This window comes from Massilia orientalis (assembly GCF_030411975.2).
Classification (GTDB): domain Bacteria; phylum Pseudomonadota; class Gammaproteobacteria; order Burkholderiales; family Burkholderiaceae_D; genus Telluria; species Telluria orientalis.
On sequence record NZ_JASNRB020000010.1, the window covers coordinates 205260 to 227390 of the forward strand.

Genomic DNA, 22131 nt, shown 5'->3' on the forward strand with positions numbered 1-22131 from the left:
TCTCAGGCGGCTGCCGCGCTGGCCGGCAGCATGCGCACCGACGCCATGTCGCCCACCAGCCGGCCGATGAACCAGCCGTTGAAGACGCCGAACAGGCCGCACACGATGCAGGCGAACAGCGTTTCCTGACGCAGCTGCGGCGCGACCGACACGGCCACCGACGCCGCGTACTTCGTGAAGAACACGGCCATCATCATGACGAGCGGAAGGCGGCTGCCGCGCACGCGGACGTGGCCCGGCACCGCGCTCGCCGCGATGCGTTCCGAACCGGCCAGCCCCGCAGCCAGCGCCACGCCGGCCGCCGCCACCGCCCATGCGGCCAGCGCCCAGCCGCCGAGGCCGAATTTCGCGCTGATGTCCTGCAGCGACAGCACCAGCATCACGGCCGGAATCATGACGAGCTTGCGGACTTCCATGTCGCGGTCGCGCATGGCGGCCATACCGCGGTAGACGAGGAAGGCGAGGATCGCCCAGACGTACAGCGGGGTGTGGGTCAGGATCTGGATCAGCATGGTCGGCTCCGTAAAGTGCGCTCAGTGCGAGTTAAGTTGGTGCCACTGTGCCAGCGCCTCCGCGTACCCGTGCGCCGGTGCGACGACATGCCCGGATCGCGGCGCGAAATGCGGCAGGGCGGCGCGAAATGCAGCGTCTTTACACAGCTTTACGGTGGTTGACCGCGCTTAACGTTTCCCCATCCGACAATGCGCCTTCCGTAACCCAGGGGGACACATGGATCACTCACACCACAGCCTTGCCGAAGACCTCGAGCGCATGCTCGCCACCCAGGCCAGCCGGCGCCAGTCGCTGCGCTGGCTGTTCGCGTCCGCGGCTGCCGTGCCGCTCACGAGTTGCGGCGGGGGCGGCGGTGCGTCCGGCGATATCGTGGCGTCATCGACGACGTCCACGGGCAGCACCGGCACGACCACCACCACCACCGGCACCTGTTCCGTCATCCCGGAGGAGACGGGCGGCCCGTACCCGGGCGACGGCACCAACAGCAACGGCAACGGCATCGCGAACGCGCTGGCGCTGTCCGGCATCGTGCGCAGCGACATCCGCACGAGCGTTTCTCCCGGCGGCAAGACGGCGGCGGGCATCCCGACGACCCTGAAACTGCAGATCGTGAGCGTGGGCGCGAGCTGCGCCAGCGCGGCCGGCGCCGCGGTCTACCTGTGGCACTGCGACCGCGACGGCAATTACTCGATGTACGCGAGCGGCCTGACGAGCGAGAACTACCTGCGCGGCGTGCAGGAAGCGGACAGCACGGGCACCGTGACGTTCACGACGGTCTTCCCGGGCTGCTACTCGGGCCGCATGCCGCACATCCACTTCGAGATCTACGCCAGCCTCGCGAAGGCAACGAGCGCCGCCAACCGCGTCAAGACCTCGCAGTTCACGTTCCCGATGGCGACCCTGAACGAAGCCTATGCGACGACGGCCTACAGCACCAGCTCGCGCAACCTGGCCTCGATGAGCTATGCGACGGACAACGTGTTCAGTGACGGCACGTCGCTCCAGATGGCCTCCGTGAGCGGGGATCCGGTGAAAGGATATGTGGTTACGCTGACGATAGGTGTGTCATTGTGAATGGTAAAACAAACATAAAAATGTCTTAGAAAATCCTTACGATGTGATATTCTCACTCTTGTGATCCGCTTACAGCGTTTTGATAGAGGGTGAAATGGCATTATCGGTGAAGGTAATTTCTGACAAAATTTCGGACCACATGCGTCGCGAGGCGCTCGATGTCCTGACCATGCGCTGGCCCAGGTTCTACACGTTCTGCGAGCGCGACCGGATCAAGGAGAGTTTCATCGACGCGCTGGCGGCGCAACTGAAAACGGAGAGCATCCTGCTGGTGCAAGGGCACGCCGTCGTCGCCTTCGTGAAGGACTTCGACTTTTCTCCCATGCGCTGATCGGCATCGACGATGACGTTTTCGCACATCGAAACGAGGTCCTGTCCAGCCGTGGTGCGGTACGACCTCGCTACGGACGGCCGCCACGGCGGGCCGGCTGTCATCTTCGCGAGGAAGGCCGTCCCGGCGGGTGGGCGGGACGACGCGACGGACCTGGTGATCGTATCGGGGCCGCTGGGACAGCACGGCGCGCTGGCCACGGCTGTCCAGCTCTCCGAGCGTCATGCCGGACCGGCCCTGCGCATTGCCGTATGCGAGCCCGAGCGGGACGATGACACCCGGTCGGGCATGGCCAGCCCCGTCCTGCTGGCTGCCTTCGACGCCGTGTTCGTGGTCCGTCGTGCCGACAGCGCACAGTTCGTGCGCCGTCTGGTGCGTGCGCTGACGATCCCTGACGATACGCCCAACTGGATCGGCTGCGCATGGGGCGACGTCCGCCACGCCGTCAAACCGGCGTGCGGCGCGCGCCTGGCGCGTCATGGCTACGGCACGGCTGGACGGGCGGAAGCCGCGTGCACCGCGGCGATGGCGCACATGGAACGGCAGGGCGCATGTCTGCGTGACGCAGGGAGCGTGTGCGTTTCCGTGACGACGGCCGGGCCGGCCTTGCCGGGCAAGGAAGCGCTGGACGCGGTCATCCTCCTGCGTGCCGCAATGCACCCTGCTGCCACGATCATCCAGAGCCTGGGATGCGACGCCGCGCTGCCGCCCGGGACGCTCGACGTGAACGTGTTCTCGTTCGGCGGCGACGTCACGGGTGTCCCGGTTTCAACCCATCATCAGGAGAACGCCTGACCATGAGCGCCGGCTATCGATTTGCACGATCCGCTTTTCACCGCTTCGTCGCCGACGACGAGAAGGTTTCCATCAAAATGCTGCGTGAGCTCGACGCTGCGGACCACGCCCATGCGTCGCTGGTCGAAGCCTTCATTCGGCTCAAGCATAGCCGCAGGTTCAAGGACCCGGACGCGATCCTGGCCGCGTTCAGGAAAGCCGGCGAACTGGGTGTCCCGTACGGGAACTTTTATGCCGGGTTGTGTTATGCGAACGGATACGGCGCGCGCAAAAACCGCAGGACGGCCGAGCGGCGCTATCGCGACGGGGCCGACCATGGATGCATCAGCGCCCTGTTCGCGCTGGGGAAAATGTATCGTCGGGGAGAAGGCGTCGTGCCGGATATCCCGCTGGCGCTGCAATTCTTCGAACGCGCGGCCACGGCGCGGGTCCCTTATCCTGGCCCCGATGCCAGGGGGCAGTGCGACACGATCCTGGATCACGTGCATACCCACGAGAGGGACGTCAAGCTGCTCGCCATGGAGCAATTGGGCGAGTTGTATTGGGACGAATCGTTTGGCGTTCCGCAGGATATCGCGAAGGCGCGACACTGGTTTCGTCGGGCCGCGGACGCGGGGTCGGCGGATGCGAGACGTCATCTCAGGAAGCTGCCGCCTGCGCCGCCGCCGCGCAAGACGGTCGTCCCGGGTCCGCCGCCACCGCCGCCGCCGCCCCCGGGTCCCGGGATCAGGCTGCATGGTATCGACAAGGCCGAGGCCTACCTTCTGGGACAGATGCATGCGGGCGCTCCGCATCCCGATTACAAGCTGGCGGCGCGCCATTTTTTCATTGCCGAGCAACTGGGGCACCGGGAAGCGAAGCGCGAGCTGGAGGCGATCAAGGCGGCCGTTGGCGAGCGGGCGTACGGCCTGTTTTTCGCCGGCTGGAATGCGACTTTCCGGCCTTGAGGAGGCGGATTCTCAAGGCGCCACGACTTGCCGGAAGCGCCGCGGCGACGTGCCCGTCGCGGCCCGGAAGCGATGGCCGAAGTGCGACAGGTCCGCATAGCCGCACAGGTCGGCGACCTGCTGCAGGGGCAGGGTGGTGGTCTTCAACAGCGTGCGGGCCTGCTCGAGGCGGCGCCCGGCGATCCAGGCCGACGGCGGCATGCCGAACGAGACGCGGAACATGCGCGCCAGGTGGAACTCCGACAGGCAGGCCACCTGCGCCAGCGTGCCGAGCGTGATGGGTTGTGCCAGGTTCGCGTCGATGTAGTCGGCGAGGCGGCGGCGCAGCAGCGGCGCGAGGCCGCCCTTGAGCCGCAGTTCGCGCCGCAGCACGCCTTGTGAGCGCAGCAGTTCGCTCAGCGTGTCGTGGGTGATCTCGTTGGCGCGCAGCAGATGGTCGGCGCCTTCCCACGGCGTCGCGATCAGCGACTGGCACAGGCGCAGCAGGGCGGGACTTTCGAAGTAGGTGCGGTCGGTGAGCGTGATCTCGCGCGGTTCGCGGTCCAGTTCCACCACGGCCCGGCGCGTGAAATGCTCCGGCATGAAGTACACGTGCAGCAGGCGCAGATGGTCGCGCACCACCCATTCCGATTCGTGGTCGTCCGGCAGCGTGCACAGGCGCTGCGGCGCGCCGTACTGCCTGTGCATGCCGCTGCGTTCCGTGCGGTAGCCGCCGCCCAGGTAGCAGGAGAGGGTGTGGTGGCCGGGCCGGTCGTACACGGTCAGCGCTTCACGGGTGTCGCGCTGCCAGATCGCCGCGGCCATGCCGTCGCCCAGCCACACGAAGCGTTCGAGCGTGGCGTCGGTGCCGCACATGGTGTCGAAGACGGCGTGCGCGACGGAAGAGGGGCGGGGAGCGGGACGGGAGTGCATGCGAAAAAGTCTAGCATTCTTCCGCAGCCCGTACCGACAGGGCGTCGGAAAAGCGCAAGACCAGACAAGTCGGCGCCGCCGGCCGCGCCCATCATGGCAGCATGAATATCTTCCTTTACCTGCTCACCGTCGTCATCTGGGGCACCACCTGGATCGCGATCAAGTTCCAGCTCGGCGTCGTTCCGGCCCCGGTGTCGATCGCCTACCGTTTCTGGATCGCCGCCGCCGTGCTGTTCCTGTTCCTGCTCGCCACGCGCCGGCAAGCGTGGCCGCCGCGCCAGGCGTGGCGTTATCTGCTCGCGCAGGGCATCGCCCTGTTCTGCTGTAATTTCCTGTGCTTTTATTACGCCAGCCAGTGGGTGCCCAGCGGCCTCGTGGCCGTGGTCTTTTCGACGGCGCCGATCTGGAACGCGGTCAACCTGCGCCTGTTCATGGGGCGTCCGATCCGGCGCCAGGTGCTGGTCGGTTCGCTGCTGGGACTGACCGGCATCGCGCTGCTGTTCCTGCCGCAGATGCAGGGCCACTGGAGCGACCACGGCATGCTGCTGGGCCTGGGCCTGTCGCTGTTGGGCACCGTATGCTTTTCGACGGGGAATCTGCTGTCGAGCCGGATGCAGGCGCTCGGCCTGACGCCGCTGCTGACCAACACGTGGGCCATGCTGATCGGCTCGACCATCGTCGGCGGTGGCGCATGGTTGCTGGGCATGCCGTTCACGCTCGACGCCAGCCCGCGCTACCTGGGCGCGCTGTTCTATCTCGCCGTCCCCGGTTCCGTCATCGCATTCACAGCGTACCTGGTGCTGGTCGGGCGCATCGGGCCGGACCGCGCGGCCTACTCGACGGTGCTGTTTCCCGTCGTCGCGTTGAGCGTATCGACCGTGCTCGAGGGGTATCACTGGACGTTGCCGGCCTTCGGCGGCGTCGCGCTGGTCCTCGGCGGCAACCTGCTGGCTTTCAGGAAGCCGGCTGCCGCCGCCGCGCCAGGGATCAAAACCGCTTCAAGTTGCCGATGACGCTCGCCACCTTGGTGGTGATGACGTCGACCGCGGGATCATTCGCGCCGTGGGGGAGGATGACGTCGGCGTAGCGCTTGGTCGGCTCGATGAACTGCTTGTGCATCGGGCGGACCGTTTCGAGGTACTGATTGACGATGCTGTCCATCGTGCGGCCGCGTTCCGCGATATCGCGCTGCATGCGGCGGATGAAGCGGACGTCGGCCGCGGTGTCGACGAAGATCTTCAGCGACATCATGTCGCGCAGGTCCGCGTCGTACAGGGCAAACAGGCCTTCGATCACGATGACCGGGGCCGGTTTTACGGGGATCGTTTTCGTGGAGCGGTTGTCGATCGTGAAGTCGTACTCCGGCATCGCGATCGTTTCGCCGTTGCGCAGCGCCTGCACGTGCTGGACCAGCAACGGCCAGTCGAACGCTTGCGGGTGGTCGTAATTCTGCTTGCGGCGGACTTCCGGGGTGAGGTCGGACTGGTCGCGGTAGTAATCGTCCTGCATCACGACGGAGACCATCTCGGTGCCGAACGACGCCAGCACCTGCTGGGTCACCGTCGACTTGCCGCTGCCGCTGCCGCCGGCGACGCCAATGACGAACGGCTGGAAAGGAATCTGGTTCATCCCTGCATGATACCGGAGTGGTGCAGGGACTGACAGGGCCGGTACGGCCAGCTTCTCCCCATCACCTTCCGCATCAAGTCATCATTGTATTGACAATGACTCATTTCTGTTGCAACGTCGCAACCAGTACATAATGATCTGTCGGGAAATTGTACTCTTGGTTGAAATCGCTCGACCGTTAAACGAATCTCGTGGATGATTAACATTATGTAGGAGTGATCCTACGTTGAATAAATGTTAAGCATACGCAGTGAATCACGCACTGCAAGCGAGGTAAAGATGGCGAATTTCCAAAGTACGTCGACGGCCGGTTCCGACCTCGTCAGGCGGCCGAGCTGGGTCGTACCGGCCCGTGGAAGCTGGCAGGGCATTGCCGCTTGCGCGATCGTGCTTGCCGAGGACACGGGCCGCGTGCTCGTCAAGCAATGTATTCCTGCGGATGGCGCGGGCCCCGAGTGGGGGACATGGACGGCAGACGTCCTCGCCGGGCAGTCGCCGTTGCAGGTCGCGATCAACACCATCGCCGAGCGCTGCGCATATGAAGGCGATCTCGCGTTGAGCCGGTTGACGCCGTTTTCCGATGCGCGCTTCTTCGTCCAGCACAATTACGTCGCCGTCGTACCGCAGGAGTTCGAACCGCGCCTGGGCGACGGATGCCTGGGGTATCAATGGTGCGAGCTGGACCGGCTGCCCCAGCCGTTGTCGCCGGCGCTGGCCCATCTGCTCGACAGGTCGGGCAGCGATGTCCGCGCCATGGCCGATCTGTACAAGGGCATCCACGGCCTGGCCGGCACGTTCGATCCGCTGCGGTTCGAGGACTGAGGAATTCGCTTTCCGGTGCAATCAGTGCCTTGCGTCCCGGCTGTGCTTGTACGGACAGTATGTTCCAGCAACCTGGGAGGCGATCAGTAGCACGCCGGCTCGCAGGAACGCGTATTTCAATTGCCAAGGGACCGCGGGGCCGGAGCAGGGCGGGGAACCACGCGCATTGGAGCGCGATCGCCCATTTGAATCCGGACGGCGCAGGCATCAGCGGTCGATGGCAGCGGCAAGCCGGCTCGCGCGTTGCGCCGACTGCGCATCCGCCGCCGGGAATTGCAGCGCGAACGACAAGACCTGCGGCGGTTTGTCGTCCGGCGTGACGTGGACTTCGTAATAGACGGGCTTGCCGTCGCCGGCGGTGGAGGCGTAACGGAACTGGATGGACTTCTGGACGCCGAACAGGACGTTTTTACGCGGCGGCACCAGCAGGCGGATGGTTTTTCCTTCCAGCGGCCGGGTCACCGGCTGCATCGTCGAGAATCCGCCGACGGTGTCATCGATCCGCTTCAGCGTGTGCGCCGTCGCCGCGGTATCCCGCGTGACTTCCGGTGAGAACAGGGCGGCGGCCTCCTGGAAGCGCTGGTGCTGGAGTGCGGCGACGAACCTGGCGGCCGCCGCGGCGCGGCTCGCGTCGTCGTACGCGCTTGCGTGGGATACCAGGGACGTGCAGAGCGCGAGGGCGCCGAAGGCCGCGGAACGGAATCGCATGGTCGATGGGGTGTCGTTGACGAGCTTGCAGGATACCCGTTTGCACTCGCAAGAATTCCTCGGAATCTCACCGGAATGCCGTGACTCAGTCCCCCATCACCGTGACGACCACGTTACGCCGATGCTCCGCCACCCGATGCTCCCACAAATACATCCCCTGCCACGTCCCGAGCATCAGCCGCCCGTCGCCGACGGGCACCGTCACGAACGTGGACGTCAGCATCGCGCGGGCATGCGCCGCCATGTCGTCCGGTCCTTCCGTATCGTGGTGGTACGCGGGATCACCGTCCGGCACCAGGCGCCGGATGATGGTCTCCAGGTCGTGGCGCACGTCCGGGTCAGCGTTTTCGGTGATCAGGAGTGAACAGCTCGTGTGCTGCACGAACACGTGCGCGAGGCCGCAGCGGATGCCCGAGCGGGTGACGACGTCGGCGACGGCCGCGGTGATGTCGCGGCTGCCGCGGCCGAACGTGTTGAATTCGAGGGTGGACTGATAGGACATGGTCGGCTCCTTGCAGATCCGACCATGCTACACGATCGTTCAGGGTTCGGCCGAGAACGACGCATGCGACGGGAAGCGCACCGACATCCATTCGCGCGACAGGCGCAGCGTGTCGACCACTTCGGCCGGCAGGGTGTCGAGGATCGCGGGGTCGTCGCTGGGCGTGTCGGCCAGCAGGCTGGCCAGGTGGATGATGCCGCCCAGCTGGCAGAACGGGTGCCCCGCCATCGGGTCGGACGAGTTCTCCAGCGCACGCACGATCTTGTCGGGGAAGTTCCAGCGTCGTCCCAGTTCCGCCGTGATCTGGCCTTCCGACAGGCCCAGCAGGCGCTGCTCGCGTTCCCAGCGGCCGCCCGGCAGGTGCGGCAGCTGCTCGATCGCGGCGAAGGTCGTCGGGTCCACCTGGTAGACCAGCAGTTCGCCCAGGCGCAGCATCATGCCGGCCAGCCAGGCTTCGCTGCCGTCCAGGCCGATGCCGCCCGCGAGCCATTTCGCGTAGCCGGCGCAGGCCATGCTGCTTTTCCAGAACTCGTCGGAATCCAGGCCGGGCAGGGCGGGAAAGGCGTCGGAGAAGCACGTGGCCAGCGCCAGCGTGCGGATGTGGGCCATGCCCGCGAGGGAGATCGCCTCGTCGAGCGAGCTGACGTTGCGGCGCGAACCGAAGCGGGCGCTGTTCGCCAGGCGCATCAGCTTGGCCGTCAGAGCAGGGTCGCGCGCGATGATCGCCGCCACGTTCCTGGCGGATGCGTCGTCGTCATCGAGGGTTTCGATCAGGGCATGGGCCACTGCGGAGATCGTGGGCAGTTTGACGTCGTCAAACAATGTCGTGAGGCTAATCATGGGCATCTTTCGTCATCCAGCGTCGTCGGTCCGACGCGACCGATTCAGTGTACGCCGCGCTGCTATTGCCCTATCGAATTTTTTCGTCCTCACGGGCAATTTGTTGCTGATGCGCCTGCTCAGAACATCAAGCTTGAATTTGTAACAAAGAAAAACAAATGTAAAGGCAATCCAGGCATGTACATGGGGTATGGTTGCAGGTTCTTCTAATAACGAGAGACACCATGAATCTGAAGCCTGCCTTTGCCTGCACCGCCATCCTTGTCGCCGTCCTGAGCCTTGCCGGTTGCGGCGGCGGTGGCGGCGGGTCGTCGTCCGGCACCGTCGTCGTGGCCAATCCGTCCCAGTTCAGCGCGACGGATGTCGTGCTGGGCACCGGTACCGAAGCGACCACCGGCAAGACGGCCACCGTGACCTATACCGGCTGGCTGTACAGCGACACGGCGACGGACCACAAGGGCACGCAGTTCGACACCGGCACGTTCTCGTTCACGCTCGGGGCGAACCAGGTAATCGCCGGCTTCGACCAGGGCGTGACGGGCATGAAGGTGGGCGGCAAGCGCACCTTGCTGATTCCATCCAGCCTGGGCTACGGGGCGAGCGGGAACGGCGCGATTCCCGCGAATGCCGGGCTGGTGTTCGATGTGGCGCTGACGGCGGTGCAGTAAGCGGAGCCGCAGGACTAATGGCCAGTCGGCGTTGACGACGTCGCCCCCGCGGAGGCGGGGGCGACGTAGTCAAGGGCGCGAGTCCGTCACGCCTTCGGCTTCAGGTAGCCGTGCATGCCCAGCCACCGCGCGAACGCATCGAACCACCCGGTGCTGGTGGTCGCCTTCTGGTACATGCCGAAGCCGTGTCCACCCTGTTCGAACAGGTGGAATTCGACGGGCCGCTTGGCCGCGCGCCAGCTGTCGACGAGGCCGAAGCCGCTGTTGCCGAACAGCGGATCGTCCGCCGCCAGCCCGACGAACAGCGGCGGCGCGTCGGCCGGCACCTTGACGGCGGCGAGCGGGCCGTAGATGTCGCCGATGAACGCGGGCTTCGCGTCCTGGCCGTACAGCGTCGTCGCCATCGTCAGCATCGCGCCGGCGGAAAAGCCCAGCATGCCGATGCGGTCCGGGTCCACGTGCCACGCGCCCGCCCGCGCGCGCACGAGCGCGAACGCGGCGCGCGCGTCGGCGATCTGCGGCGCCAGCGTCACGGCCGGATTATCGGTCGGCGGACGGTTCGGGCGGGACGCGCCCGAGAACATCTTCGCCATCTCGTCCGCGAACGCATCCATGTCCTGCGGGGTCTGGTTCAGCCGGTACTTCAGCACGAACGCGGCGACGCCCTTGTCGGCCAGCGCCTTCGCCACGTCCCAGCCCTCGTTGTTCATCGACAGCGTACGGAAGCCGCCGCCCGGCGCGACGATCACGGCGGCGCCCGTCGCCTTCGCGGGATCGGGCAGGAACGGCGTCAGCGTCGCGACCGTGACGTTGCGCGCGAAGACGCTGCCGTACTGGCTGTGCCAGCTCTCCTGCGCTTTCGCGCCCGGCAGCGGGCCGGTGTTGAGCACGATGGCGTTCGGTTGCGCGGGCGCCGCGATGGGCGTCATCTTGTCGTTCTGCGCGTGGACGGGTGCCGCGAGCGCATAGGCGATGACGCTGGCAATCAACAGTCTGGTCTTCATCATGTAGTCTCCTTTGTTATGGTTATTGCGCCAGCACGACGGTCTGTTTCAAGGTCAGCGCGCCGTCCTGCTGCGCCACGCCGGTGCCCGGCTGGCCGGAACCCACGGTCAGCTTGTACTGGCCGGGCGTGAGCTGGCGGACGCCGTCTCTCGTGACGAAACTGAGGTCGCGCGGCGACAGCGTGAAGCTGATCTTGCGCCGCTCGCCGGCCTTCAGCGGCACGCGCTGGAAGCCGCGCAGCGCGACACGCGGCGCGCCCTCGAACGCGGGCGGCGTCAGGTACAGCTGCGCCACTTCGTCGCCGTCGCGCTTGCCCGTGTTGGCGACTTCCGTCGTGACGACGATGCCGTTCTCGGGCGCTCCAGCGACCGGTTCGATGCGCAGCGGCGCATAGTCGAACGTCGTGTACGAGAGACCCGCGCCGAACGGATACACGGGCGTGCCCGCGTAGTAGCGGTAGGTGCGGCCGTGCATCGAGTAATCGTCGAACGGCGGCAGGTCGGCGAGGCTGCGGTAGAAGGTGAGGGGCAGGCGGCCGCCCGGATCGGCGCGGCCCGTCAGCACGTCGGCGATGGCGGCGCCGCCGGACTGGCCCGGATACCACGCTTCCAGGATCGCGGCCGCATTGTCCTTCGCCCACGACAGGTCGATGGCGCTGCCGTTCATCACGACGACGACGAGCGGCTTGCCCAGCGCCTTGGCCCGGGCCAGCAGTTCGCGCTGCTCGGCCGGCAGGTCCAGCGACGTTTTATCGCCGCCGGCGAAGCCCTCGACCTTGATGGCCATCTCTTCGCCTTCCAGGTCCGACGTCAGGCCGACGACGGCGACGATCACGTCGGCATCCGCGGTGCCGGCCTTCAGGTCCTGCTCGGGCGCCGTCGAGACGCGTTTCCAGAACAGCCCGGGCACGCCCGTGGATCCCGTCTCGGCCTGGAAGCGCAGCGGATAGCGCTGGCCCTTCTCGAGGCGCACGTCGGTGAGCTTCAGCGGTTCGCCCCATTGCGAGTACGTGGTCGCCTGCACGGCGGGCTTGCCGCCGATCGTCAGTTCGCCCTTCACGCCCGTCACGCCGAGACGGTACGTGCCCGTATCCGGCGCGACGAGGGCGCCGGTCCACACGACCTTGTGCTTGTCCGCGACGTCCTTGAACTGGAGCGCGTGCGATTCGAGGCGCGGTTCCGTGCGGACGAGGACCGGTTTGCTGTCGCCGCCATTGATGTACTCGGCGCGCAGGCCAGGCTTGCCGTCCGGCGTGCGCAGCGCGCTGGTCGGGACCGGGTCGCCGTCCGTGATCGACGCGGCGGCCGGCACGAGCGTCACGCGCGCCTGCGGCAGCACGCGGCGCAGGCCGTCGACGACGGAGACCGGCGGCGCGGACTGCGTCGACGAATAATTCCCGCGCAGGACACGCGTGGCGTCGGCCAGCGGGCCGATCACGGCGACTTTGACGCCCGGCTTCAACGGCAGGGTGCCGTCGTTCTTCAGCAGCACGAGGCTCTTGCTTGCGGCCTGCAGCGCGAGGTCGCGGTGGGCGGGCGTGTCGATCGCGTTCACCGGCGTCTGGTTCGGCTTGCGCTGCGCGAGGCCCGCGAGGTCGCCGTTGCGGTAGCGCGCGGAGAACAGGCGGACGAGGGCCGTGTCGATGTCGCCCATGGAGAGCAGGCCGCGCTTCCACGCTTCGCGGTAACGCTCGCCCAGGCCCTTCGTGTCGCCGAGGGTCTTCGTGTTGCACTCGTTGTCCGTGCCGGCCTTCAGCGCGACGGCGGCCGCCGCGGCGGGATCGGGCGCGTACTTGTGGTGCTCGTCGATGTCCGTGACGGCATCGCAGTCGGACACGACATAGCCCTTGAAGCCCCACGCGTCGCGCAGGTGCTCCTTCAGCAGCAGGTCGCTGCCGCAGGCCGGCTGGCCGTTGATGCGGTTGTAGGCGCACATGATCGATCCTGCCTTCGCATCGACGATGGCGGCGCGGAAGGCGGGCAGGTACGTGTCCTCCAGGTCGTGGCGCGACACGAACACGTCGGCCACGTGGCGCGTCGACTCCGGGCCGCTGTGCACGGCGAAGTGCTTCGGCGTGGCGACGACGTCCGGCAGGTCCGGGTTCGGCCCCTGGATGCCCTGGATGAACGCGACGCCCAGCTGCGCCGTCAGGTACGGGTCTTCGCCATAGGTCTCCTGGCCGCGGCCCCAGCGCGGGTCGCGGAAGATGTTGATGTTCGGCGACCAGGTGTCGAGGCCCGTGCCGATCCGGCCCAGGTGGCCCGTCTGGCGGCCCAGCGTGTGCAGCGCGCGCACTTCCGTGCTGATCGCGGACGCGACCTTGTGCACGAGCGGCGCGTCGAACGTCGCGGCGAGGCCGATCGGTTCCGGGAAGTTCGTCGTGGGCAGCGGCCCCAGCGCGCCGTGCAGCGACTCGGTCCACCAGTTATAGGCGGGAATGCCGAGGCGGGGCAGGGCGGGTGCGACGTTGAGCAGCTGGTCGATCTTCTCGTCCAGCGTCATCTGCGCGACCAGGGCGCGGGCGCGGGCGTCCGCATCCGTGCGCGCTTCAGGGGATGTGGTGGTGGTCTGTGCCACGGCCGGCAGCGCCGCGGCGAGCATCAGGGCGCCGCACAGGGCGGTGCGCGTGATGCCTCTCGATAAGTCTCCTGCTTGACCAATTCGTTTGGTCTTATCTTTTTGCATAGGGGTACCTTAAAAGGTCATGCCATCGGATGGGCTCCGTACATGATAGATGAGTGAGAAATGATTGCGATAACAAGAGGTGCCCGGCTCATAGACGGCGTTCGATCGCTGCCGCAACCGTGGGTCGATCACGGGTGCGGGATGGAAGGAATGCGCACATTGAGCCGGACGAGGAACAATGTAGTGGAGGAATTGTTCGGAAGCCAATAACTTTTTGGTGAGAGCCGATATCGGAATGGGTATCGGTCGCGGCAGGCGCTCTACTGTTACGTAACATTAATGTTATACGCGAACATATTCACAATGTTGTGCTCGCACATCGCTCGTATTGTTTCGTTGAGGAAAGTCAAAGTTGAGTCCATAATGGCCTCAACAGAAGTATTGACTTCCAGCCGGCGCCTCGTCATGCCTTTTCCTCACCGCCTCGTCTCCTTCCTGCTCGTGACCGCCACGGCGCTGGGGCCGGTTGCGCACGCCGGTACCCCGACCATCGATCCCCGGGCGGAAGTGGACGCGATCCGGGAGATCGCGCAGGACGCCCCGCGCGCGGCGCTCGACCGGGTACAGGCCGCGCGCCGCGACCTGGGGCCGAACGCGCCCTACAACGCCCGGCAGATGCTGTTGCGCACGGAAGTGGTGCTCAGGGAAGACCTGGGCCAGCAGGACTCGGCCTACACGCTGGAACGCGAATCGCTGCAACTGGCGCAGGCCAGGGGCGACACGGCGGGCGTGGCGCTGGCCATGCTGGGCCAGGTGCGCGAGCTGCTCGACGCCCATCGGCTGGACGATGCCCAGGCGCTGCTCGACAGGATCGTGGCCCAGGCGCCGAAAGACACGGCGCTGACGTTCAAGGTGTCAGTCGAGCGCACGCAGGGCGATATCCTGAACCTGCGCGCCCGGCTGGACGAGGCGCTGGCGGCCTACCTGCGCGGCCTGCGGCTGTTGCAGGGCCAGCCCGGCGAAAGCGGCAGGCGCGCCGTGCTGTACGCCCGGATCGCCCAGCTGTACGCGAATGCCGACAATCCCGCCAAGGCGATCGAGCATGCCGACCTGGGGCTGGCGGAAAAGAAGATGTCGCTGCGGTCGCTCGCGTCGCTGCAGTTCACCCGTGCCATCGCCCTGGTCAGGATCGGCCGCGACGGCGAAGGCATCGCCGCGTTCGAGAATGCGCTGGCGACGGCGGTGCGCGCGGGATTCCAGGGCATGGAAGCGGCGGCCCGCGGCAATATCGCGGACTATTATCTGCAGCACCACGACTACGTCCGCGCGGAAGCGGAGTCGCGCGAGGCGCTGGTCGTGTCGGAAAAAGGCAACGACCAGAACGTCATCCAGATGGCGCGCGCCAATCTCGGCTTTTCGCTGATGGGGCAGGGGCGCATCGCCGAGGGCCTGCCCTGGGTCGACGGCGTCATCGCGCACCTGCGCAAGGACAAGCTCACCGGCGACCTCGAGGCGATGCTGGACGAGAAGGGCCGCATGCTGGAGCGCGCGGGCCAGTACCAGCAGGCGCTGGCGATCGTGCGCGAGCAGCAGTCGCTGCAACAGCAGAGCGCCCGGGTCGCGCGCGACCGCGCGATCGCGACGCTGCAGGAAGAATTCGACGCCCACCGCCGCAGCCAGCAGATCGTCCTGCTGCAGCGTGAAAACCGGCTGAAGGATGCCGAGCTGAACAACCGCCGCACGGTGCAGCTCGCGACGACGTTCGCCGCCGTGCTGACGGTGCTGGCGGGCGCCGTCGTGACGGTCCTGTACCGGCGCACGGCGCGCAGCAACGCGCAGCTGAAGGAATTGAACGTGCAGCTCGAATTCGGTTCGACCCACGACGCGCTGACGGGCCTGCATAACCGCCGCTCGCTGACGAACCGGATGAGCGTCCGCAAGGACGACCGCCGGCACCCGGTGCCCGACGCGGTCGACTGCTTCGTCCTGATGGACATCGACCATTTTAAAAGCATCAACGACCGCTGGGGCCATGGCGCGGGCGACGCGGTCCTCGTCGACGTCGCGCGCCGACTCGCCGCGGCCGTGCGCGACACCGACATGGTGGTGCGCTGGGGTGGCGAGGAATTCATGATCCACGCGCCGGCCATGGACCCGGCCAGCGTCGCCGGCATGGCGGAGCGGATCCTGGACGCGATCGGCGCCAGGCCCGTCGACGCGGGCACGTGCGCGATCCCGGTGACGCTCACCGCCGGCATCGTCGCGCTGCCGGGCGCCGGCACCGCGTTCGACTGGCAGTGCGCCGTGCGCCTGGCCGACTGGGCGCTGTATCAGGGCAAGGCGCAGGGCCGCAACCAGGCGCGCATCGTCACGCGCCTGTACGCGCCGGCGGACACCGTGATGGCGGCGCTCGACCGCGACGGCGAAGACGTCGCCGCGCTGCTGGCGCTGGAGGGCGTGCACGGCCCGCGCCAGGTGGTGGAACGGGCGGCGCCGCCCAGGCGCGGCTCGGGCGGCGGCACCCTGCACGCCATGGTGCGCGCGTGACCGATCAGCCGCGCCGCGCTGCCTCGATCGCGGCGACGTCGATCTTCTTCATCTCCATCATCGCGTTGAACGCGCGCTTGGCCGCGGCCCGGTCGGTGCCCGTAAACGCTTCCATCAGCACGCGCGGCGTGATCTGCCACGACACGCCCCACCGGTCGCGGCACCAGCCGCACGCGTTCTCCTCGCCGCCGTTGCCGACGATCGCATTCCACAGGCGGTCCGTCTCTTCCTGGTCCTCGGTCGAGACCTGGAACGAGAACGCGTCGGTGTGCTTGACGCCGGGACCGCCGTTCAGGCCGAGGCACGGGATGCCCATCACGGTGAACTCCACCGTCAGGACACTGCCTTCCTGGCCGGCCGGATAGTCGCCGGGCGCGCGGTGGACGGCGCCCACGGCACTGTCGGGGAATGTCTGCGCATAGAACGTCGCCGCATCCAGGGCGTCGTTGTCGTACCACAGGCAAATCGTGTTCTTGCTGATCATCTCGTCTCCCTTCGTGGTCTGGAAATGGAGCGGAAACGATAGCACAGCGCGCGGCGCGTGGCTGCTCATCGCTCCGGCTGCGCGGGATGCCCCGCCAGCGGCAGTTCCGGCAGGAACAACAGCGCGACGAGCCCCGCCAGCACGATCAGCGCGCCGGCGCCGAAGATGCTGGCGATGGCGTGGCGGTACACGTCCACCGTCAGCGCCTGCGCGGCGGGCAGCGCACTCGCCGCGCGTGCGACGTCGGCGATGCCGTGCGCGTGCACCTGGTGCGCGAGGATGGCGCCGGAGCCCGTCACGCCGAGCAGCCCGCCGAGCGAGCGGAAGAACGTCAGCATCGCCGTGCCCACGCCGCGCCGCGGGACGGGCAGCGCGTTCTGCACGGCGATCGTCATGTTGGGCATCACGAGGCCCAGGCCCGCGCCCAGCATGAAGATCGCGGGCTCGATGATCCAGTAGCCGCGCGCCGTGTCCATGCCCCACGCGAGGACCGCGAACGCCAGCACCGCCGCCGACAGTCCCGCCACCTGCACGGCCTTGTACTTGCCCGAGCGCGACAGCACGCGGCCGTTCAGCGTGGACGACGCGATCATCCCGACCATCATCGCCACCGTCATCATGCCCGAATGCGCGGGGCTGCTGCCCATCACGAGCTGGAAGAACAGCGGGAAGAACACGCTCGCGCCCATCAGGCCCATGAACGTCAGCGCCATCACGATGCTGGCGATGTTGAAGACGCGGCTGTGGAACAGGTCCGGCGGCAGCACGGGTTCGGCCGCGCGGCGCAGGTGCACCATCAGCCAACCGCCGAGCACGACCGTCAGCGCGGCGCACACCTGCACCTGCACCGAATCCCACGCCCATTCCGTGCCGCCCAGCGCGAGGATCAGCAGCAGCGCCGTGATGGTCACGGTGAGCAGCACGGAGCCAAGATAGTCGATGCGGTGCGCGTGCGTCTGCACGGGCTTGCGCAGCGAGCGCGCGATGGCGTAGAAGGCGACGGCGCCGACGGGCAGGTTGATGAAGAAGATCCAGTGCCACGACAGCAGGTCCGTCATCATCCCGCCCAGCACGGGACCGAGCACGCTGGTGACCGCGAACACGATGGCGATCGAGCCCTGGCGCCGCGCCCGTTCCTTCGGCGGCACGAGGTCGCCGATGATGATCTGCGCCAGCGGCATGAAGCCGCCGGAACCCATGCCCTGGATGGCGCGGAACGCGATCAGCTGCGTCATGCTCTGCGCGAAGCCGCACAGCACGGAGCCCAGCAGGAAGGTCGCGAGCGCCGTGAAGATCATCGGACGCCGGCCGTACTGGTCGGCCAGCTTGCCGTACAGCGGCATCGTGGCGGTGGACGCGAGCACGTACGCCGTCACGACCCACGACAAGTGGTTCATGCCGCCCAGGTCGCCCACGATGCGGGGCAGGGCGGTGGCGACGATGCTCTGGTCGAGTGCCCCGAGGCCCAGCACGGCCATCAGGGCCAGGTAGACGGAACGGATTTCGTGGGCGTCGGCTTGCGTGGGAGATTCAATCTTCATGGTCGGCGAGGAAGTTGAGGGCGTCGATGGCGCCGGCGAGCGCGGCCATCTGGTCGGGCGGCAGGCGGGCGATGCGTTGCGACAGCCAGTCGTGGCGGCGGTCGCGCAACTGGCGCAGCGCTTTGTGGCCGGCCGGGCTGACGTGCAGGCCGCTCCTGCGCCGGTCGTGTTCCTGGGCGGCGCGCTCGACGAGGCCGGCCGCTTCCAGCGCCTTGACCTGGCCGCTCATCGTCGGGCTGCGCACCTGCTGCATGCGCGCGAGCTCGGCCACGCCGATGCCGGGATGCTCGTGGATCAGGTGCAGGAGCATCGCCTGTATCAGCGACAGGCCTTGTTCCTGGCGCTCCGTGTCGCGCCGCATCTGGCGCACGAGGCCCTTGAGGGCCGTGCGCAGGTCTTCGGACAGGCGTTCGATGTGTTGGTCGTAGTTGGGCATGGGTAATATAGGTAGGCTACCTAACTATATTACGCGCATCGCGCCGCGCATGCAAATGGTGTCTTCGTGACAATGCACGCATTTTTTCGGCGACACATTTGATAAGGTGGCGCACTATGCATTTTCGAGCCCAACTGGACCGTTCCCTCGCCATGCTGTCCGCGCGCGGCCTGGCGCGCCGTCACGCCGCGCCGCCGTTGTTCCGGTTGCTGTGGAAGCTTGGCGTCCGCGTCCGCCCGCCGCACTTCCTCGGCTTCGCCCACGTCGCCCTCGTCTACGGGACGTGGTTCACGTGCGCATGGGGCCTGTTCATGTGGCTGCTCGTGTGGTCGCAGCAGGGACTGGACTTCCTGGGCGTGGCGCTCAGGTCCGGCGGCGCGGGTGCGGCGTTCGGCGTGATGATGGCGTGGTTTTATACGCGCGAACGCAGGGAATTCGGGCTCCCGGCCTGGGAATCGTTCGGCCGGGACGAACAGACAGGCTGAACGGGGGACGCATGTACCACGCCATCGTGCGGCGCAGGATCACCAACGCCTTTGCCGGCCTCAGCGCGGGAAGCATCGACGCCATCACGGACGAGCTCGCACCGGACGCCGTGCATTACTTCGTCGGTACGCATGCGCTGTCCGGGACGCGCCGCACGCCGGAAGCCATCCGCGCATGGTACGAGCGCCTGTTGCGCCTGCTGCAGGGCATCCGGTTCACGTTGCACGAGGTCCGCGTGTCGGGCTGGCCGTGGCGCACGCAGGTCGAGGCGATCTGGACCGAGACGACCACGGCACGGATGGCGTGCAGACGTCCGCCGAGGGCGTCAACCTGATCGAGGTCCGCTGGGGCAAGGTGACGAGCGTGCGCATTTATCCGGACACGGCCATGCTGGAGCGGACGCTGCAGCGCATCGCGGCCAAGGGCACGGCGGAAGCGCTGGCCGCGCCCATCACCTCCTGAAGCGGCTTACAGCGTCTGCCAGGCCAGTGCGGCCATCACTTCGTCCACGTCGATCCTGTCGACCCAGTCGTCACGCCGCGCGACCGTAATCACGGTGCTGTTGTGCTTGTCGATGGGTGCCCATTCCGGATTCTTTTGACGCATCAACGCGATCACGGGGACGTGCACCGCATTCGCCAAATGCATGACGGCCGTCTCGACGGAGACGATCAGCTTGCACAGGCCGAGGATGGCCGGCAGCTGGAAGAAATTGTCTTCGGCACTGAACAGATGGGTGCGCGCGAGGTCGTGGCGGGCGAACAGGGCACGGGCGCGCGCCAGGTCTTCCGGGACGACGTTGACGATGAAGCCGGCGTCGTGCCACGCGGCGTCCTGCTGCATCGTGCGGATCAGTTCGATGACCCGTTCAAGCGGCCACGAGCGCTCGACCGATTTCGAGTACGCATTCAGGAACACGACCTTGGGCGCCGTCACGCCGGTGCCGCCGAATCCCCAGGCGGCGAACTGGCCGTGCGCGTAGTCCAGCCAGCGGTCGGGGATGGACAGCACGGGATAGCGTGCGGCCGGCGGGATCGTGATGCCGAACAGCTGCGTGAACCAGTCGGCGTAGATGTCACTGATGTGCTGGTCCGGATGCGATGCCGTGTTGTAAGCGGAAATGAAGGCGTCCAGCTTGCGGTAGGCGAGGTGCTTCGGGAGGTCATAGGAGCGCACGCGCTTCTTCTGGCCCACGACGAAGCCGTGCGGGCTGATCTTGCGGGCCAGGCCCGCGTACTTGTGCCGGTCCAGCACGGCGAGCGACACGACGATCGGGTAATCCTGCTGCCTTGCCTCCTGCAGCGAGGCCTTGTACAGCGCGGGGCTGTAGGTTTCGTCGTAAACCTTGTTGAAGCAGGGGCATTCGGCCAGCCAGTCGTACAGCGCGTATTTTTTCAGATGCGGCCAGTCCGCGGCCCGGCGCGTGCGGCGGCGCTCGTCGACCCACAGGTCGATCTTCAGGTGCGGGAAGGCGTGCGCGAAGGCGGCGAAGCAGCTTTGCAGGTAAGTGAAATCGCCCAGCGCCAGGTGGGCGATGAACAGGATCCTGTCGGCACGCGCGAGCAGCGCGCGGTCGACCAATGCCGTGCGGGCGGCCGTGTCGGCCAGCCAGTCCGTATCGAATGCGCCCGGCTGTGCGTGGCCACCCCAGCTGTCCAGTTTCAGCGTCTGTTCACTCGAGATCTTCATAGCAAAATTGTAGAGGGCGAATGGCCGGGGTAAAACAGTCGGTGCTGTAAAGTTGGGTAAAGCTTTTGTTAAGAATTACCAGACCAAGATGACGTCCGTATTGCATGCCGGGGTAATGGGAAATGGCTGATTAGTAAATATTGCATCCCGTCAGTCTGCCAGATTGCATGGCAAAACGATGCACTGTTGAGGTTACAAGTTGTAACGACGTGCACCACCGGCCGTTGCGGGCCGATGGTGCGTGGTCCGGCGTCAGCCCAGGTTGCTGCCGCGGATCTTGCTCAGGTCGGTGTCGCTGCCGGCCGTACCGGGCCGTGGATCGAGGCTACCGCCGGCGCCGCCGCCGGGCATGGCACTGCCCGTGCCCATGTCGGACGAGCCGGCATGCCCCGCGCCCATCGAGCCCATGCCGGCACCCGCGCCCGTGCTGGCGCCAGCGCCGCCGCCGACCATGCCGCGCATCGCCACGTCCGGTCCCATGCTGGGCGCGCCGGAACGCATCGGGTCGGTGCCATAGAAGCTGTGGATGTGCTGGGCCCATTGCGCATCGGCCATGTCGGGCCAGGCATCCTTGTCGAAGCCGGGGGCGTTCCGCAGGCGTTCCTTCTCGATGTCGAGCACGAAGCGCTTGTTGACGGTGTCCAGGTGCAGGGCTTGCCAGGGCACGGCGAACAGCTTGTCGCCCATGCCCAGGAAGCCGCCGAAGGACAGCACGGCGTAGGCGACCTGGCCGGTCTGCATGTCGAGCATGATTTCCTTGATGTCGCCCAGGTCGTCGTTGGCGGCGTTGACGACACTGTCGCCGATCAGGGTGTCGGCGCCCATCAGCGCCGGGCCGGGGCCGGCATGTCGCCCGGTGGCCTTGTACATGCCGTATTTGTCGCGATCTGCGTAGCTCATCTCTCGTCCTCCTGATGTCGATGATTGCAGGGCTGTCGGTGTGCGGTACCCATCAAGGGTAGACGGGCCTCCTCGTACGCGTTTGCGTCCACTCAATCGTGCGCCAATGCGGTACGCGCCGACGCTCCGATCCTAGTCCCAATCCGCATTGCCGTGCGCCCGCTAGATGCCAGGAAAAAGACAACTGGCACAGGTCGAAAAGTAGCGCCGCGTAATACTTGGTGAGAATCGGGTGCCGCCCGCTCGACTATCATGCTGGACTTGGTTCATGATCAATGCACCCAAACACGAAGGAGTGGCGATGAAACGTTGGATGTTGGCGGTACTGATGTGCGCGGCGGGCGCCGCGCAGGCGAATTCGGCATGCGACAAGCCGAAGAAGGATTTCGATGGCCTGTATTGCCTGAACAAGGTGTACCAGGAAGCGGACAATGAGCTCAACAGCACGTACGGCAAGCTGGCCGGCAAGCTCGATGCGGACGGCAAGAAGCGTCTCAAAACGGGCCAGCTGCAATGGATAGCCGAGCGCAACAACAACTGTTCGCGCCACGAGGGCAGTGCGTTCTACGTCAACCTCGAGTGCGCGACCGACACGACCGTCCGCCGCGCCCAGTTCCTGCAGGACCGCCTGCGCGAGTGCGTGAGCGCGGGCTGCCAGAACAGCAAGCTGTAAGCGC

25 protein-coding genes are annotated in these 22131 nt (G+C 66.7%); 12 read left to right on the forward strand and 13 right to left on the reverse strand.

The window, feature by feature from the left end; all coding sequences use genetic code 11:
• Positions 1–2 precede the first annotated feature (2 nt).
• Positions 3–512, reverse strand: a complete 510-nt coding sequence (locus QPK29_RS18115) for a DUF6622 family protein (protein WP_371770113.1) — start codon at positions 510–512, stop codon at positions 3–5.
• 217 nt (positions 513–729) lie between these two features.
• Between QPK29_RS18115 and QPK29_RS18120 the strand changes: the two genes are divergently transcribed.
• The 4 genes from QPK29_RS18120 to QPK29_RS18135 all read left to right on the forward strand — a co-directional run bounded on the left by QPK29_RS18120 (position 730) and on the right by QPK29_RS18135 (position 3660).
• Complete coding sequence (locus QPK29_RS18120) at positions 730–1587, forward strand: peptidase associated/transthyretin-like domain-containing protein (RefSeq protein WP_371770112.1); 858 nt, start codon at positions 730–732, stop codon at positions 1585–1587.
• 139 nt (positions 1588–1726) lie between these two features.
• Positions 1727–1918 (forward strand): hypothetical protein, encoded by a 192-nt coding sequence (locus tag QPK29_RS18125; RefSeq protein WP_156403720.1) that lies wholly within the window; start codon positions 1727–1729, stop codon positions 1916–1918.
• 288 nt (positions 1919–2206) lie between these two features.
• On the forward strand, positions 2207–2713 hold the full coding sequence (locus QPK29_RS18130; protein ID WP_371770111.1) for a hypothetical protein: 507 nt from the start codon (positions 2207–2209) through the stop codon (positions 2711–2713).
• Positions 2714–2715: 2 nt separating this feature from the next.
• Complete coding sequence (locus QPK29_RS18135; RefSeq protein WP_371770110.1) at positions 2716–3660, forward strand: tetratricopeptide repeat protein; 945 nt, start codon at positions 2716–2718, stop codon at positions 3658–3660.
• 12 nt (positions 3661–3672) lie between these two features.
• On the opposite strand, the gene QPK29_RS18140 is transcribed toward QPK29_RS18135, so the two are convergent.
• Positions 3673–4572 (reverse strand): AraC family transcriptional regulator, encoded by a 900-nt coding sequence (locus QPK29_RS18140; protein WP_371770109.1) that lies wholly within the window; start codon positions 4570–4572, stop codon positions 3673–3675.
• A 101-nt stretch (positions 4573–4673) separates the two neighbouring features.
• Between QPK29_RS18140 and QPK29_RS18145 the strand changes: the two genes are divergently transcribed.
• The gene (locus tag QPK29_RS18145) at positions 4674–5585 is read left to right on the forward strand and encodes a DMT family transporter (RefSeq protein ID WP_371770108.1); all 912 of its coding nucleotides are present in this window, start codon (positions 4674–4676) and stop codon (positions 5583–5585) included.
• On the opposite strand, the gene udk is transcribed toward QPK29_RS18145, so the two are convergent.
• Entirely contained in the window at positions 5560–6201 is a 642-nt protein-coding gene (gene udk, locus QPK29_RS18150) for a uridine kinase (protein WP_371770107.1), read from the reverse strand. The two genes, QPK29_RS18145 and udk, sit on opposite strands and share 26 nt — an antisense overlap.
• Positions 6202–6480: 279 nt before the next feature.
• Here udk and QPK29_RS18155 point away from each other — a divergent pair, with 279 nt between their 5' ends.
• Entirely contained in the window at positions 6481–7023 is a 543-nt protein-coding gene (locus QPK29_RS18155; protein WP_156403722.1) for an NUDIX hydrolase, read from the forward strand.
• Positions 7024–7230: 207 nt separating this feature from the next.
• On the opposite strand, the gene QPK29_RS18160 is transcribed toward QPK29_RS18155, so the two are convergent.
• From QPK29_RS18160 to QPK29_RS18170, 3 genes are all read right to left on the reverse strand, one after another.
• Positions 7231–7731 carry a hypothetical protein gene (locus QPK29_RS18160; RefSeq protein ID WP_160410227.1) on the reverse strand — a complete coding sequence of 167 codons (501 nt, stop codon included), beginning with the start codon at positions 7729–7731 and terminating at the stop codon, positions 7231–7233.
• A gap of 85 nt (positions 7732–7816) precedes the next feature.
• A complete protein-coding gene (locus tag QPK29_RS18165; RefSeq protein ID WP_160410228.1) occupies positions 7817–8233 on the reverse strand; it encodes a secondary thiamine-phosphate synthase enzyme YjbQ in 417 nt (138 codons plus the stop codon).
• A gap of 39 nt (positions 8234–8272) precedes the next feature.
• Positions 8273–9079, reverse strand: a complete 807-nt coding sequence (locus QPK29_RS18170; protein WP_400189795.1) for an HDOD domain-containing protein — start codon at positions 9077–9079, stop codon at positions 8273–8275.
• A 218-nt stretch (positions 9080–9297) separates the two neighbouring features.
• Between QPK29_RS18170 and QPK29_RS18175 the strand changes: the two genes are divergently transcribed.
• The gene (locus QPK29_RS18175; RefSeq protein ID WP_371770106.1) at positions 9298–9741 is read left to right on the forward strand and encodes an FKBP-type peptidyl-prolyl cis-trans isomerase; all 444 of its coding nucleotides are present in this window, start codon (positions 9298–9300) and stop codon (positions 9739–9741) included.
• An 86-nt stretch (positions 9742–9827) separates the two neighbouring features.
• Here the strand turns inward: QPK29_RS18175 and QPK29_RS18180 are convergent, their stop codons facing one another.
• Entirely contained in the window at positions 9828–10748 is a 921-nt protein-coding gene (locus QPK29_RS18180; protein WP_160410231.1) for an alpha/beta hydrolase, read from the reverse strand.
• A gap of 19 nt (positions 10749–10767) precedes the next feature.
• Positions 10768–13431 carry a glycoside hydrolase family 3 C-terminal domain-containing protein gene (locus QPK29_RS18185; RefSeq protein WP_400189796.1) on the reverse strand — a complete coding sequence of 888 codons (2664 nt, stop codon included), beginning with the start codon at positions 13429–13431 and terminating at the stop codon, positions 10768–10770.
• Positions 13432–13836: 405 nt separating this feature from the next.
• Between QPK29_RS18185 and QPK29_RS18190 the strand changes: the two genes are divergently transcribed.
• Complete coding sequence (locus QPK29_RS18190; RefSeq protein ID WP_371770104.1) at positions 13837–15918, forward strand: tetratricopeptide repeat-containing diguanylate cyclase; 2082 nt, start codon at positions 13837–13839, stop codon at positions 15916–15918.
• A 4-nt stretch (positions 15919–15922) separates the two neighbouring features.
• Here the strand turns inward: QPK29_RS18190 and QPK29_RS18195 are convergent, their stop codons facing one another.
• From QPK29_RS18195 to QPK29_RS18205, 3 genes are all read right to left on the reverse strand, one after another.
• Positions 15923–16402 (reverse strand): VOC family protein, encoded by a 480-nt coding sequence (locus tag QPK29_RS18195; protein ID WP_371770103.1) that lies wholly within the window; start codon positions 16400–16402, stop codon positions 15923–15925.
• Positions 16403–16467: 65 nt separating this feature from the next.
• On the reverse strand, positions 16468–17943 hold the full coding sequence (locus QPK29_RS18200; RefSeq protein ID WP_371770102.1) for an MDR family MFS transporter: 1476 nt from the start codon (positions 17941–17943) through the stop codon (positions 16468–16470).
• Positions 17933–18379, reverse strand: coding sequence for a MarR family winged helix-turn-helix transcriptional regulator (locus QPK29_RS18205; RefSeq protein WP_371770101.1), 447 nt, complete (start codon positions 18377–18379; stop codon positions 17933–17935). Before QPK29_RS18205 ends, QPK29_RS18200 begins: the two co-directional genes overlap by 11 nt.
• A 116-nt stretch (positions 18380–18495) precedes the next feature.
• On the opposite strand from QPK29_RS18205, the gene QPK29_RS18210 reads away from it, so the two are divergent.
• From QPK29_RS18210 to QPK29_RS18220, 3 genes are read left to right on the forward strand one after another with little or no spacing between them, the layout of a single operon-like run.
• Positions 18496–18864, forward strand: a complete 369-nt coding sequence (locus QPK29_RS18210; RefSeq protein ID WP_371770100.1) for a DUF6404 family protein — start codon at positions 18496–18498, stop codon at positions 18862–18864.
• An 11-nt stretch (positions 18865–18875) separates the two neighbouring features.
• Complete coding sequence (locus QPK29_RS18215) at positions 18876–19199, forward strand: nuclear transport factor 2 family protein (protein ID WP_056136471.1); 324 nt, start codon at positions 18876–18878, stop codon at positions 19197–19199.
• Positions 19169–19327 carry a nuclear transport factor 2-like protein gene (locus QPK29_RS18220; RefSeq protein ID WP_156650953.1) on the forward strand — a complete coding sequence of 53 codons (159 nt, stop codon included), beginning with the start codon at positions 19169–19171 and terminating at the stop codon, positions 19325–19327. The genes QPK29_RS18215 and QPK29_RS18220 overlap by 31 nt, the downstream gene beginning before the upstream one ends.
• A 6-nt stretch (positions 19328–19333) precedes the next feature.
• Here the strand turns inward: QPK29_RS18220 and QPK29_RS18225 are convergent, their stop codons facing one another.
• Both QPK29_RS18225 and QPK29_RS18230 read right to left on the reverse strand, forming a co-directional pair.
• Positions 19334–20554 (reverse strand): glycosyltransferase family 9 protein, encoded by a 1221-nt coding sequence (locus QPK29_RS18225; protein WP_371770099.1) that lies wholly within the window; start codon positions 20552–20554, stop codon positions 19334–19336.
• Between the two features lie 252 nt (positions 20555–20806).
• On the reverse strand, positions 20807–21454 hold the full coding sequence (locus tag QPK29_RS18230) for a PRC-barrel domain-containing protein (RefSeq protein ID WP_371770098.1): 648 nt from the start codon (positions 21452–21454) through the stop codon (positions 20807–20809).
• A gap of 301 nt (positions 21455–21755) precedes the next feature.
• On the opposite strand from QPK29_RS18230, the gene QPK29_RS18235 reads away from it, so the two are divergent.
• Positions 21756–22127: a lysozyme inhibitor LprI family protein gene (locus QPK29_RS18235; RefSeq protein WP_371770097.1), complete on the forward strand. Its 372-nt coding sequence runs from the start codon at positions 21756–21758 to the stop codon at positions 22125–22127.
• The last annotated feature ends 4 nt before the right edge of the window (positions 22128–22131 follow it).

Coding starts and splice junctions, on each gene's coding strand:
- QPK29_RS18115 (WP_371770113.1), bottom strand. CDS start 512: ATGCTGATCCAGATCCTGACCCACACCCCGCTGTACGTCTGGGCGATC.
- QPK29_RS18120 (WP_371770112.1), top strand. CDS start 730: ATGGATCACTCACACCACAGCCTTGCCGAAGACCTCGAGCGCATGCTC.
- QPK29_RS18190 (WP_371770104.1), top strand. CDS start 13,837: ATGCCTTTTCCTCACCGCCTCGTCTCCTTCCTGCTCGTGACCGCCACG.
- QPK29_RS18155 (WP_156403722.1), top strand. CDS start 6,481: ATGGCGAATTTCCAAAGTACGTCGACGGCCGGTTCCGACCTCGTCAGG.
- QPK29_RS18175 (WP_371770106.1), top strand. CDS start 9,298: ATGAATCTGAAGCCTGCCTTTGCCTGCACCGCCATCCTTGTCGCCGTC.
- QPK29_RS18145 (WP_371770108.1), top strand. CDS start 4,674: ATGAATATCTTCCTTTACCTGCTCACCGTCGTCATCTGGGGCACCACC.
- QPK29_RS18215 (WP_056136471.1), top strand. CDS start 18,876: ATGTACCACGCCATCGTGCGGCGCAGGATCACCAACGCCTTTGCCGGC.
- QPK29_RS18225 (WP_371770099.1), bottom strand. CDS start 20,554: ATGAAGATCTCGAGTGAACAGACGCTGAAACTGGACAGCTGGGGTGGC.
- udk (WP_371770107.1), bottom strand. CDS start 6,201: ATGAACCAGATTCCTTTCCAGCCGTTCGTCATTGGCGTCGCCGGCGGC.
- QPK29_RS18170 (WP_400189795.1), bottom strand. CDS start 9,079: ATGCCCATGATTAGCCTCACGACATTGTTTGACGACGTCAAACTGCCC.
- QPK29_RS18200 (WP_371770102.1), bottom strand. CDS start 17,943: ATGAAGATTGAATCTCCCACGCAAGCCGACGCCCACGAAATCCGTTCC.
- QPK29_RS18235 (WP_371770097.1), top strand. CDS start 21,756: ATGAAACGTTGGATGTTGGCGGTACTGATGTGCGCGGCGGGCGCCGCG.
- QPK29_RS18125 (WP_156403720.1), top strand. CDS start 1,727: ATGCGTCGCGAGGCGCTCGATGTCCTGACCATGCGCTGGCCCAGGTTC.
- QPK29_RS18165 (WP_160410228.1), bottom strand. CDS start 8,233: ATGTCCTATCAGTCCACCCTCGAATTCAACACGTTCGGCCGCGGCAGC.
- QPK29_RS18205 (WP_371770101.1), bottom strand. CDS start 18,379: ATGCCCAACTACGACCAACACATCGAACGCCTGTCCGAAGACCTGCGC.
- QPK29_RS18195 (WP_371770103.1), bottom strand. CDS start 16,402: ATGATCAGCAAGAACACGATTTGCCTGTGGTACGACAACGACGCCCTG.
- QPK29_RS18140 (WP_371770109.1), bottom strand. CDS start 4,572: ATGCACTCCCGTCCCGCTCCCCGCCCCTCTTCCGTCGCGCACGCCGTC.
- QPK29_RS18160 (WP_160410227.1), bottom strand. CDS start 7,731: ATGCGATTCCGTTCCGCGGCCTTCGGCGCCCTCGCGCTCTGCACGTCC.
- QPK29_RS18230 (WP_371770098.1), bottom strand. CDS start 21,454: ATGAGCTACGCAGATCGCGACAAATACGGCATGTACAAGGCCACCGGG.
- QPK29_RS18210 (WP_371770100.1), top strand. CDS start 18,496: ATGCATTTTCGAGCCCAACTGGACCGTTCCCTCGCCATGCTGTCCGCG.
- QPK29_RS18180 (WP_160410231.1), bottom strand. CDS start 10,748: ATGATGAAGACCAGACTGTTGATTGCCAGCGTCATCGCCTATGCGCTC.
- QPK29_RS18130 (WP_371770111.1), top strand. CDS start 2,207: ATGGCCAGCCCCGTCCTGCTGGCTGCCTTCGACGCCGTGTTCGTGGTC.
- QPK29_RS18135 (WP_371770110.1), top strand. CDS start 2,716: ATGAGCGCCGGCTATCGATTTGCACGATCCGCTTTTCACCGCTTCGTC.
- QPK29_RS18185 (WP_400189796.1), bottom strand. CDS start 13,431: ATGCAAAAAGATAAGACCAAACGAATTGGTCAAGCAGGAGACTTATCG.